The following is a 12073-nucleotide window of genomic DNA, read 5'->3' as shown; positions in this document are numbered from 1 at the left end:
CCGGGTAAGGCGCCCCGCGGCGCACACACGCCCTGACGAGCCCCGCCCCGCCCCGACGCCCCGCTCCGTCAGCCCCCCACCACGTCCAGCACCGGCCGCAGTCCGCCCGGCCGGCGGTGTACGGGGAGCGGCTCGACCGGGAAGTAGGCGCAGCCGACGGCGGTGGCGCCCCCGTCCGCGGTGCGGTCGTCGCCGACCATCAGCACGCGCGGCGGGGCCACCCCCAACTCCCGGCAGGCGAGCGTGAAGAGCCGCGGGTCCGGTTTCTGGAGGGCGTGTTCGTAGGAGAGGACGCAGGCGGTCAGATGGCGGTGGAGGCCGTGCGCGCGCAGGACCGGACGGAGGTCCCAGCCGATGTTGCTGAGCAGGCCGGTGCGGATGCCGCGGTGGTGCAACGTGGTCAGCACCTCGGCGGCGTCGGGGTAGGGCAGCCAGGCGTCCGGGGTCCGGTGGCGCTCGTAGAGGGCGTCGTAGAGGGAACGGGCGTCGCCGGGCGGGTCGTACAACTCCGGGTGGGGAAGGCGGACTTGGCGGGCCAGACCGGTGTACAGGGCGCGGTGGTCCCGGGTGTCGCGGTCCCGGACGGCCCACAGTGCGGCCAGCTCGTCGGGGACGCGTACGGGCATGGCGCCGCCGGGCAGGGCGCCGGCCCGCTCCAGGTCGGCCGCCAGCCGGGCGGTCTCGTCGCCGGTGAGGGGGCACGGTGGGGTGCCGGGCGCGGCGTGGAAGGCGGCCAGGGACGCCCGGAGCCAGGAGAGGGCCGGCTCGATGTGCAGCAGCGTCCCGGAGAAGTCGAAGAGCACGCCGTCGATCCCGCCGCCGGCCGTACCGCCGCGTGTGCCGTTGGTGGTCGTCATGGTGCCATGGTGGCGGTTGCCCGGCGGTCCGTCAGGTCAGCGCGCTCAGGCCGGGGCCGAACGTCACCAGGAGCGGGACGGCGGGCAGCAGCAGGGCGTACGCGGTCAACCGCAGACGGCGGCCCGGGGTGAGGCGGGCGGCCGGGGCCAGCAACCGGTCCACCCGCTGCGGGACCTGTGCGAGCTGCGGCGGGCAGGGCCCGAACACCCCGCTGTCCTCGTTGAGTTCGACCAGCGCCAGGGCGATGGTCAGCCGGCCGAAGCGGCGCGAGGCGACATCGTCGGCGGCCATCTCGACCAGCCGGTGCACCTGGTCGCGGAAGGCCGCGAACACCGGGATCTGCGGGAAGCCGGCGGCCAGCGCCGACGCGCAGTGCAGCAGCACGTCGTGCCGGGCCCGGAGGTGCCCCTGCTCATGGGCGATCAGCGCATCGAGCTGACGGCCCTTCAGGCGCTGCAACGCCGAGGTGGTGATGACGAACTGGGGCGCCGGGTCGCGCAGCCACCAGGCCCCCGGCCGGTCGCCCTCCAGGACCACCAGGCGGCCGCCGCGCGGGTCCTCGCCGGGCAGCAGCGGTGAACGGCGCCGGAGTTCGGCCCGGCGCCGCCGCCGGCGGGCCCGCGCCGCCCGCACCTCACGGGTCAGCGCCACCACCGTCCACGCGCCGCCGCCCGCCAGCAGCAGCGCCAGCACACCGGCCCACGGCCCGTAGGTGTTCAGCGCGTACGCCTCGACGACGACCCGCGGGGCGAAACCGAAGACGGGGCTGCGGACCGCTTCCCAGGCGGCGGCCGCGCTCAGCGCCATGGCCAGTCCGCAGCACAGCAGGACACCCGCCACCACGCACTGCCACACCCACAGGGCCAGCACCGGCTCGCGGTCGGGCCAGTCCCAACGGGTCATCAGACGCGGCGCCGTTGCCGCGGCCAGCACGCCGAGGATCATCAGCGTGAGGGGGACCATCATGACGTCAGCCTATGAGCGGGCTGCTACCGGGTGGTACGGTCCCGCGACGGAAGTGACGCACACCACGCACCGGGGCGGCGCGCGGCCGGGGACGGAGGCCGACGGCCGCCGCCCCGACGCGCCGCACGGTGCCGGCGACACGGCGAGTCACAGCGCCAGCAACATGGCCAGCATGCCCAGCCCCATGGCCACCTGGCACGCGTGCAGGACCACGGGTGGGCCCGCGCTCTCGCCGGGGGCGCCGCCGGCGGCCGGGCCGGCCGCGGCCGCCGTGCCCGACGGGGCCAGCCGGACCCCGGCGGTGAGCACGTAGACCGCGTAGTACGCCAGCAGCAGCCCGGTGAGCAGCGGCACACCGGCCGGCGCGGCATGTGCCGCCCCCGATGCCCCCGGCATCCCGGTCATGCCCGCCATGCCGCTCGTCCCGGCCGCCGACGCGCCGTGCGCGGAGGACGTCCCCGGGGCGTCGTGCATGCCGCCCATGCCCACCATCGCCAGCGCCATGTAGACCATCGCCAGGGCACCCACCGCGTGGTGCAGATGGCGCCGCACCAGCGCCCACAGGGCCACCGCGCCGAACACCGCGGTGTACAGCCAGGGCGACCACGCGGGCGGCGCCACCGCGGACGCCGGCAGCGCCATGGCCGCCATGCCCAGCGCCATCAGGCCCTCGCCGCGGGCTGTCACCCGCTGGGCCGGCGGGCCGGTGCGCATACGGGACAGGCAGTAGCCGGCGGTGGCGGCGCAGAGCACCACCAGCAACCAGCCGACCAGCGGCGGAGTGTGCACGGAACACCTCCCGGGCGCGGGGACGGTGAGCACCCGCAGACTGCCCGGCCAGGGCACCGCACACGGGAGCGCATGGGCGCACTTGGGGAGCACAGAGCGCGGGCGGCGCTCCACGTGGTCCCGCGGCGCCGGCCGGTACCGTCGAGGCGGTCCGCACCGCCGCCCGCCCCGGCGAGATCTGCACCATCGGCGGCGGCACCGAACGGCCCCCGCCGGCGCGGTGCACCCTCAGCGCACGGCCGGCCCCTCCGGCCCGCACCACGCGGTCAGCGCCGCCCGCAGCGCCCCCTCCGCCACCGGTCCGTCGCCCGCCCAGGCGACATAGCCGTCCGGCCGTACCAGCAGCGCCGCCGCGGGCGGGGCCGGCGCCTCTCCCGCGACGATCTCGACCCGGTCGGCCCACCCCGCCGCGGCCTTCAGCGCGCCGCCCGCGCCCGAGCCGTCCAGCCCCAGCAGCAACGGCCGCCCCGGGCGCAGCAGTTCGGCCAGCCGGGTCGTGCCGTCCGCCGTCGTCACCGGCAGATCGCGGGCGTACCCGCCGGCCAGCGGATGCCCGTCCGGCCCGGTGGCATAGCGGATGCCGGTGCCGTAGATGATGTCGCTGAGGTACTTGTTGACCTCGTCCATCCCCATCAGATCGGTGAACAGTTCGCGCAGCGCGTCCACTTGCGGACCGGGCCGCATCAGCGCCACCTGGGCCCGGGTGTTCGCCAGCACCTGCGCGGCGACGGGGTGCCGCTCGGTCTCGTAGCTGTCCAGCAGGCCCTCCGGTGCCCGGCCCAGGCACTCCGCGGCCAGCTTCCAGCCCAGGTTGAAGGCGTCCTGCAGACCGAGGTTGACGCCCTGCCCGCCGGCCGGGAAGTGGATGTGCGCCGCGTCCCCGGCCAGCAGCACCCGGCCCGCGCGGTACCGGGCCGCCTGGCGGGCGCTGTCGGTGAAGCGGGTGACGAGGTCCACGCCGGTCAGGGTGACCCGCCGCCCGGTCACCCGCTCGATGCCGCGGGCCAGTTCGTCGGTGGTCGCCGGGCTCTCCAGGTCCTCCGGCACGTCCCACTCGGTGACGGCTATCCGCCCGTCGGGCATCCGCATGAACCAGCCCCCGTCGGTCCGTTGCCAGCCGGCCGGCAGCTCCCCGCCCCCGTGGACCTCGACCCGGCCGCGCCCCATACGGGACACCAGCGACGGGCCGGTGCCCGGGAAGTCGATCCCGGCGGCCTTGCGGACCACGCTGCGCCCGCCGTCGCACCCGACGAGGAAGTCCCCGCGCACCGCGCCGTCGCCGTCCGCGGTCCGCACGTGGACGGTGACGCCGTCCCCGTCCTGCACCAGGCCCGTCACCTCCTGGTCGTAGCGGACCACCGCACCCAGCTCGTCGGCCCGCCGGGCGAGCAGCTCCTTGAGGACCTCGTGGGGGAGGAGCAGTCCGTGCGGCTGCTCGGCGGGCTCCGCGGAGTGCCGGCCGAGCCGGAACAGCCCGGCGAAGTGCCCCCGGGCACCGCCGTCCGCCAGCTGCCGCCGGAAGTCCGCCAACCCCGGCAGGGTCTCCTGCGCCCGGGTGAACTCCTCCAGCACGCCCCGCCGGTCCAGGGTCTCCAGGGTCCGGGAGTGCAGTGCCAGCGCGCGCGGTTCGCCCTGCCCGCGCCGCCCCCGCTCCAGGACGAGCGTCGCGACGCCGTGCAGCCGCAGCTCCGCGGCCAGCAACAGGCCCACCGGCCCACCGCCCGCGACGACGACGTCGAAGTGCTCCCCGCCAAGGGGGTGTTCGGTAGTGGTCATGGCCGTGACGCTAGCGATCGCGGACACCGCCCACCAGTCGTCACCGCGCGGCCGGACGTCGCACGGAAGCACACGACGCGCCGGCCGGGGCCGGTTGCGCGACGACCGGTCCGCAGGCACCCGCAGCCGTTGAAGATCTCCGGTTGAGGATCTCTAGGGGCGGCGGGCCAGCAAGTGGGCGTCGAGGAAGCCCCGCTCGGAGGCCGGGTCGTGGACCAGCCGGGCGAACGGGACGAGCCCGGCCCCGGTCAGCAACTCGGCGAACCGATCCACCGGCCAGCTGTAGGCGGGCGCCACCTTGTGGTCGAAGCGGACCGGCTCCGGCCCGTCGGTCCCGAAGAACGAGGTCAGCAGCAGGCCGCCCGGTGCCAGCACACGTACCTGCTCGGCGAGCAGCGCGGGCAGTTCCTCGGGTGGGGTGTGGATCATCGAGTAGTGGGCCAGCACGCCACCGAGCGCGCCGTCCCCGACCGGCAGGGCCTCCATCCGCGCCTCGTCGAAGCGCAGCTCCGGATTGGCCCGCCGGGCGTGGTCCACCATGCCGGGGGAGAGATCGAGCCCGAAGGCGTCCAGCCCCAGGTCGTGCAGCATGGCCGTCAGATGCCCGGGCCCGCACCCGACGTCGGCGGCCCGCGGGTTCCCCGCCCCGCGCACCAGCTCGGCGAACGTGCCGATCATGGCCCGCGCGAACGGCTGCCCCTCCAGCCGATCGGCGAACAGCGACGCATAGCGCTCGACGACCCCGTCGTAGGCCGCCCTGGTCTCATCCTGGTGCTCCACCACGAGGAGAGAAGCTAACACCCACGCACATACGCAACGTCCCCGGCCCCGTGCCGACCCCGACCTCCACCACCGTCCCACCGCGTCAACAGCACCTCGGTGCCCAATGGTTCAAGAGATCAGGGGCGCACCGGAGGTGGTCCGCCTCGGAGGGGAGAGCCCGTGCTGATCGCCTTCGTTTTCGTTCCCGACGGGAGTCTGTACCCGTTCGAGTCGCGCTGGTTCGACTCGTCGGTCGGCCGGGCCCACGGTGACAGCGGCGGGCGGATCCCCGAACGAAACTTCCTCGTCGAACGCGTCCTGCTCGCAGAGCTGGGCCGCAGGCTCACCGCGGCCGAGGCCGACCGCTACCGCGCGGTGCAGCCCACCGCGGAAGCCCGTCGCGGACTCGCCGCGATGCCCGGGCAGATCCATGCCGCAGGCCCGCTGCCGGCTCGATGGCCCGACTCCGGATGCGGCTCATACAGTCCGTTCCCGCGGTACGCGGAAGAGCCCTCCAAGCACAGTTGGATGCCTAACTGGAGATCGCCCGACACCTGCAAGCAGCGTTCCCCGACGAACTGGACGCGGTACAGGCGGCCGCCATGGTCGGCGCCTTCATCGGCGCGGTCACCGGCGCACTGCACGTACTGCTCGCCGAGCCCGACGCCCTGGCCGATCCCCGGCGACTCCAGCGGCGAGTGCAGGACGCCACCAACAAGGCGCTGCGGCCGTTCCTGGAAGAATGAGACGGCGGCGACAGATCGTAGCTGAGCAGCACCGACACATCCCACCGGCTGCATCAGCACCGCGGCGACATCACCCCGATCACCTGCGGCCCGTACTCACCACATGGTTCTTGGCACACCAAGAACTACTTCTCAATCGCCCCCAGCTCGTTCTTGACTGCGTGCAGCCACCAGTTCCGCGCGGCGTCTGGGACGAGGCCGGCCGCGCCCAAAAGTCGGTCCGAGTCCGGTTGACCGAGGACGGCCGGGCTCCAAGCATCACGTGCTGACCGATGGCGGCGACATTCCGTTGTGGGTGTCGCTGACCGGCGGCCATCACAACGACGTAGCACAGCTGTTGCCTCTGATCGACGCCGTGCGGTCCGTCCGGGGCCGCCCATCTCCACGGACCACGCCGACTGCGAGTTCGCTGGGAAGCACGCGACGACACGCACGACGCCCTCCTCCAACTCGCTCACTGCATGACCCTCGCGCGCAGGCTCTGGAGGCGGCGGCGCCGGTGAAAGCGTATGTCGCGGATCTGTGAATGTGGCGTTGGAGGAGCTTGTCCGGGCGGGGCTGGAGCTACCGGGCCTTTCCACGCTGGACCGGATGGCGGCCACGGTGAGGGCGCGGGTGGAGGGGGAGATCTGTGCCGGGATCGTGTCCCGGATGAGCGAGGTGGCCCGCGTCCGCCTTGTCGTGAGTGCCTCTTCAAGCACGGTGGGTGACCCGCAGGGTAAGCAGCAACGACGTCGGTAGCGTCATCCTCTGAACCATCAGTGGCAACTCCTCGTACGGAGACGGTTGTTCAACACCGCTGACGGTTCTTCAGTAGGTCTCCGGCACCCGCATGTCAGTAGAAGATCACCTGCCCGAAACCCCCTCACCACCTCGTTCAAGACCACGATTCGCTACAAAGTCGAGTCGCCGCGCCTGCAGCGGAAGAGGCGATGCGCGCAAGGCTGCCGCCTTGGGGTGCAGCCCGGCCCTCGTGTCTGACGGGTGAGTTGGTCGGAGGGTTGTACCTCCGGGCGGATTTGCCGCGCGTGATCGTTCTCACGGTGAGTGTCGAAGGCGGGGCGGCATGGGCTTACGCCGTGGCGTGGCCGGGTAATCGGGGCCTTCATGTCCATTTCAGCTAACTTGACGCCTTTTCATAAAATCTTAAGACTTTCGCCTGTCCGTCCTGTACCCATCAACTTGCCCCAAACCCCCAGGGGGCGGTGCAGGACGGCACCAGTCTGCGCCGTACACGTCAGGTCACCCCTGCGGGGGTGGAAGGGTTGTTGAAGCACGATGCACACCAGTCACACCACTTCCGCACGTGTGCGGAGAGCCTTCACGCGTGGGGTCGTTGCCGTTAGTGCGCTGGCCGCCGTCACCGGTGTAGTCGCGCCGGCCACTGCTGCCGCTGCACCATCGGCGGCGGCGAGCCAGGGTGCTGATATCGGGACCGGTGAGATGGAGCGGATCAAGGCGGCGGCCGTGGTGGGCCTCGACCCGACCCCGGACGTGATGCTGCTCAGCGACCGGGACTTCATCTTCGCGCTGTGGGAGAAGGTCAAGGACGCTGGAGAGAGCAAGATGGCGGTGCGTCTGGCCGCTGAGGAGGCTCTGGCCAGCACGGTGGCCGAGGACCATGTGCGATTCATTAGCACCGGCATCCACCAGGCGTACGAGGTCGACCAGAAGCATGAGCAGGACCGGGCGGATGCCGAGCGGGAGGCCCGGCAGGCGAAGGCTCAGGCTCTGATCGCGGTGGGTATTCCGGTCACTCCGGAGCTGCTGGGGCTCAGCGACGACAATTTCATCCGCAGGGTCATGAAGCACCCCGATGCCGGGGCGGAAGTGAAGGCCGCGGCGGCGCGTGCTCTGGCCGGCGATCCGGCGCAGTGGCGGGAGTTCATCACCGACGGTGCCCGCCAGGCCAACGCCCGGGATGTGGAAAACGAAATCAAGGAGTTGGAGAAGAAGAACCGCGACGAGGCACAGCGTCGCAAGGAGCTGGCTGCCCGCACGAACACCGCGGCACTGTTCGGCATCGCACCTTCCGAGGCGATGCTCGCCCTGGGGGATGACAACTTCATCCGTGAACTGCTGCGCCGTGCTCCCGCTCACCTGGAGGGCTCCGAGCTCGTCGCCGCGGCTCAGCATGCGGTGCTCAGCTCCGATCCGGCGGACTGGAAGCAGTTCTTGCACACCGGAGCCGAGCAGGCCTACCAGCGAGACGCCGAGGCCCGTCGGAAGAAGACCGCTGATGCCAACCGCAAAATGGTCCTGAAGTACCAGGCTGCGGCTGAGAAGACGGGGATGTACCCCAACCTGGTCGAGGCGGCGAAGAAGGCACTGGCCGGCAGTGACGAGGATGTCGCCGAATTCCTCAAGCCGGACAACCTGCTCCGGGCGGCGCGGCAGTCGTTTATGTCGGTCGACCCCAAGCTGCTCAACGACCCCGGAGGCAGGGATCGTTGGTACATCCGGCAGTCCACCGCAGACGGAGGTGCAGTCTTCGTCTCCCCAGTCGATGCGGCCAGTAAGCAGTCCGATCGCGAGGACGCCACCTGGGTCGTGGTGAACGCGGGGACCGGCCAGCAGGGCTGCTACTCCTTTATGTCGGTGCGCAAGCGCCACCACTACCTGACCGTCCAAGACAACCTCCGCGTACGGATAGCGCCAGACGACGGCAGTGCGACCTTCCGTAAGAACGCCGCCTGGTGTGCCCGCAAGGGCGTGAGTGGCTACGGGACGTCGTTTGAGTCGGCCGGCAAGCCGGGGCACTGGCTGCGCGCGCACCAAGGGGCCCTTTCGGTGAGCCGCGCGAACGCCAAGGACACGGCCTTCAAGCAGGAGGCCACCTGGGCGATCTTCCCCCCGCTTGCACGCTGACCTGCCGCCGACCGCATACCCCCCCTTTTTTTGAGCAGAACGGAAAATCCTCCATGTCTTGGACCCTGCGGACCGCACTCGCCGCCGGTGCCAGTGCCGCCGCACTGGTCGCCAGCGCCAGTGGCGCCCACGCTGCCCAGCCCACGCCCCGCGCCGCTACTGCCGCGCCGTCGGTGGTGCAGTTTCAGGTGGAGCACAGCGGTAAGTGCCTGACCATCGCGGGCGGAAGCCTGGCCAACGGTGCCAACGCAGTCCAGGCGACCTGCGCCGACGGGGCGGACAATCAGGCCTTCGAGCTGGTCCCCGCCGGGAATGCGACGTTCATGGTGCGGGCCATGCACAGCGGAGCATGCCTCGAAGTGGAGAACAGCGGCACAGGGGCCGGTGCGAACGTCCAGCAGTGGTGGTGCGTGGATGCCCCCAACCAGCGCTGGCGGCTGGTCATGGCCGATGTCTCCAAGGGCCTTTACGAGCTGCGTCCCGCGCACGTCGACAACCGCTGCCTGGACATCGCAAGGTCCAGCCTCAATGACGGTGCGAACGCCGGGCAGTGGTACTGCAACGGCGACGCCAACCAGCACTGGCGGCTCAAGCCGGTCAAGGCCTGACCTCGCCCGTGTCCGCCGAGCCGGTCGCCCCTGGTGACCTGCTCGGCGCCGCCAGGCACCGCACGGTGCCCAACCCCGTCGGGCTTCCCGCCCATCGAGAAGAAACGGACGTGAAGATGTCTCGGCCTATCCGAGCGGCCCTGGCCATCGCCTGCAGCGTAGCCGCACTGACCGCCGGCGCAACCACCGCCTACGCGAGCGGGCACGACGCCGTAAGCGCGATGAAGGCGGCCAAGGCCGCGGTCGGCGACGCCGCCCAACCCACGCCCCGCGCCGCTACTACCGCGCCGTCGGTCGTGCAGTTTCAAAATGAGCACAGCGGTAAGTGCCTGACCATCGCGGGCGGAAGCCTGGCCAACGGTGCCAACGCAGTCCAGGCGACCTGCGCCGACGGGGCGGACAATCAGGCCTTCGAGCTGGTCCCCGCCGGGAATGCGACGTTCATGGTGCGGGCCATGCACAGCGGAGCATGCCTCGAAGTGGAGAACAGTGGCAAAGGGGCCGGTGCGAACGTCCAGCAGTGGTGGTGCGTAAACGGCCCGCAGCAGCGCTGGCGGCTGGTCGTGGCCGATGTCTCCAAGGGTCTTTACGAACTGCGTCCCGCGCACGTCGACAACCGCTGTGCGGGCATCGCCATGTCCAGCAAGGACGACGGTGCGAACGTGCTGCAGTGGACCTGCAACCAGACCACGCCCGAGCACTGGCGGCTTGTGCCGGTTGGGGCCTGACATCCGGCAAGGACGCCCGGCCTGTCACCACACCGTTTCCTGGACATCGACCACGCTCAGTAGGACAACGGTGCGAAGGCCCAGCAGTGGCACTGCAACCAGAGTGCTGCGCAGCTGCCGCGGATCCAGCCGGTCAAGCGACTTACTGGTCCGCGCAGCGCGAGCGGGGCGGGTGAGTATCCGAATGCTGGGGAGGGACCCAGCCGTGGAAACGATGCCGTCCCTTGCGCAGGAGCGGTGAAACCGTCTGGGTGCGTTTCTTCTGGAGGGGCAAGAAATCCCTGGTCAGCGCCTCGCACCTGCAGCAAGCACGGCACGGCAGGTCACGCCGGCTTTCGAGAGCCGACCGCGTCCGTACTGGCTGGCAGTGAGGTCCCGCTCCAGAAGAAACGCATCCAAACCGTCTTCAGGTGGAACCGGCCTGGCGCATCGTCTTCTTCTTTTCCTTCCTGCTGTGCGTGACCTGTCGGACGTTTCGTTTCCTTGAGGAGTTTTCAGTGAGTCGTAAATGGTGGGTCGCGCAGGCATTGACGGTCGGTGTGCTGGCCGGCGCGGGTGGTGTCGCGTCCGTCGCTCCGGCGTGGGCACAGGCCCCGGCTCCTGCCGCTGTGGCCGGCCAGTCGTCCGACCAGTTCTCTGATGAGCCCTCGGGTATCGAGGCTGCGCAGGCGCGTGAGCGTGTGCGGGCGATAGCGATGTCGTACCTGCCGGCGGAGATACGGGTGTCGGCGTGGAACGCCTTGCGCAATGTGCGGGGCGATGCCGCGATCGCGGAATGGCTGGCCCCTGGAGGCGGCTTTGACCTGGCCAAGCAGCGGGCCAGCAGTACCCGGGCGCGGAACAAGGCCTTTTGCGAACGGGTGGTGCGCACCCATACCAGGGAGTTCTCCCCTGCGGTGCGTGATGCGGCGGAGCGTGCGTTGAAGGGCTCGGCCGCCGATCAGGCGGCGTTTGTGAAGAGCGGGTACGCCCAGGCCAAGGAGGAGGACCGGGTGGCGCGGGAGGCTGATGCCGCCCACCGGCAGCAGGTCGCCGACACCGACCGGAACTTCGTACGGGGCCGTGCGCAGGGGGACCCGGGAGAGCAGGTGCGGGTCGCAGCGCAATGGGCGCTACGGGAGGGCGCCGGTGAGGAGGATGTCGCGGAGTTCTTCGGTTACGGCTGGATGAGCGGTGCGGCGTTGGACCTGGCCGGCTACCGGATGCGGGTAACGGACGCCGGCGTCGGGCAACACCGCATCCTGTCGCGTCTGATCAAGGAGGCCGAGGCGGCCGAGGCAGCGGTGCAGGGTTCGGCCGATGCCGCCAAGGCCCGGGCCGAGGCCGGACGTGCCTGGAGGGCGGTGGCCGGGCATGCCGACGCCGCGTACACGGCATGGCTGGCTGAGCAGGATGCCGCTCGGGCGCAGGCGGAGAACTGGAAGAAGATCGCCCAGGACGCCCGTCAGGCCACCGACGGGCTGTGGAAGAACATCGCCGGCCCTGCGCAGAAGAACCAGGATGCCTGGGCCAAGGAACAACAACAAGCGGACGGGGAAGCGGCGTTGTGGAAGGACATGTCCGACCGGGCCCAGGACGCCGCAAGCCACGTCGAGGGCTGATCTCGTCACGGTCCCTCCATGTGGAACCTGAGCAGCGCTTCGCGGCTTCTTACCACTTCTGTTGTGGTGTCACTCGTCCCTGGGGGCGCATCCCATGAAGTGGTGTAGCCGACCAAGCTGACAAAGACACAGCTCACAACCTGAGCTTCGGATCCCTGGAGCCGCCGTCGAATTGACGGCACGTCAGCCTGTCGCCGTGGCGCAAGCCCGTCAGTCGACCTGATCGCAGCCGAGTGCTGGTAGAGATCGCCAGCAAGATCGGCTGCATCACACGGCCGAACATCATCGTCCCTTGCCCTGCACGCACATGCAGGGCAAGGGAGCTGTTTGCATTTTTTCGTTTACTAAAGGGGGTTATTTCCCTTGATAGG

At 70.7% G+C, this 12073-nt stretch carries 10 protein-coding genes and 1 pseudogene; 6 read left to right on the top strand and 5 right to left on the bottom strand.

Annotation, left to right across the window (positions count from 1 at the left end; translation table 11 throughout):
• Positions 1 to 68 precede the first annotated feature (68 nt).
• The 5 genes from K2224_RS22955 to K2224_RS22935 form a co-directional block, all read right to left on the bottom strand.
• Positions 69 to 857, bottom strand: coding sequence for an HAD family hydrolase (locus tag K2224_RS22955; protein ID WP_221908398.1), 789 nt, complete (start codon positions 855 to 857; stop codon positions 69 to 71).
• A 31-nt stretch (positions 858 to 888) separates the two neighbouring features.
• Positions 889 to 1824 carry a M56 family metallopeptidase gene (locus tag K2224_RS22950; RefSeq protein WP_221908397.1) on the bottom strand — a complete coding sequence of 312 codons (936 nt, stop codon included), beginning with the start codon at positions 1822 to 1824 and terminating at the stop codon, positions 889 to 891.
• 147 nt (positions 1825 to 1971) lie between these two features.
• Positions 1972 to 2613, bottom strand: a complete 642-nt coding sequence (locus tag K2224_RS22945; RefSeq protein WP_221908396.1) for a DUF5134 domain-containing protein — start codon at positions 2611 to 2613, stop codon at positions 1972 to 1974.
• Positions 2614 to 2841: 228 nt separating this feature from the next.
• A complete protein-coding gene (locus K2224_RS22940; protein WP_221908395.1) occupies positions 2842 to 4389 on the bottom strand; it encodes an FAD-dependent monooxygenase in 1548 nt (515 codons plus the stop codon).
• A 153-nt stretch (positions 4390 to 4542) separates the two neighbouring features.
• Positions 4543 to 5172, bottom strand: a complete 630-nt coding sequence (locus K2224_RS22935) for a class I SAM-dependent methyltransferase (RefSeq protein WP_221908394.1) — start codon at positions 5170 to 5172, stop codon at positions 4543 to 4545.
• A 581-nt stretch (positions 5173 to 5753) separates the two neighbouring features.
• Here K2224_RS22935 and K2224_RS22930 point away from each other — a divergent pair.
• From K2224_RS22930 to K2224_RS22905, 6 genes and pseudogenes are all read left to right on the top strand, one after another.
• A complete protein-coding gene (locus K2224_RS22930) occupies positions 5754 to 5897 on the top strand; it encodes a hypothetical protein (RefSeq protein ID WP_221908393.1) in 144 nt (47 codons plus the stop codon).
• Between the two features lie 193 nt (positions 5898 to 6090).
• Positions 6091 to 6400 (top strand): annotated as a pseudogene (locus K2224_RS22925) (IS5/IS1182 family transposase); the annotation flags it as partial.
• Positions 6401 to 7340: 940 nt separating this feature from the next.
• Positions 7341 to 8765, top strand: a complete 1425-nt coding sequence (locus K2224_RS22920; protein ID WP_260692905.1) for an AbfB domain-containing protein — start codon at positions 7341 to 7343, stop codon at positions 8763 to 8765.
• A gap of 53 nt (positions 8766 to 8818) precedes the next feature.
• Positions 8819 to 9373: an RICIN domain-containing protein gene (locus K2224_RS22915; RefSeq protein WP_221908391.1), complete on the top strand. Its 555-nt coding sequence runs from the start codon at positions 8819 to 8821 to the stop codon at positions 9371 to 9373.
• Between the two features lie 8 nt (positions 9374 to 9381).
• The gene (locus tag K2224_RS22910; RefSeq protein WP_221908390.1) at positions 9382 to 10101 is read left to right on the top strand and encodes an RICIN domain-containing protein; all 720 of its coding nucleotides are present in this window, start codon (positions 9382 to 9384) and stop codon (positions 10099 to 10101) included.
• A 410-nt stretch (positions 10102 to 10511) separates the two neighbouring features.
• Positions 10512 to 11702: a hypothetical protein gene (locus K2224_RS22905; RefSeq protein WP_260692904.1), complete on the top strand. Its 1191-nt coding sequence runs from the start codon at positions 10512 to 10514 to the stop codon at positions 11700 to 11702.
• The last annotated feature ends 371 nt before the right edge of the window (positions 11703 to 12073 follow it).

The sequence above is a fragment of the Streptomyces sp. BHT-5-2 genome, from assembly GCF_019774615.1.
GTDB lineage: Bacteria > Actinomycetota > Actinomycetes > Streptomycetales > Streptomycetaceae > Streptomyces.
Note: the sequence above shows the minus strand (reverse complement) of the source record. Positions and strands in the feature narration are given on the sequence as shown.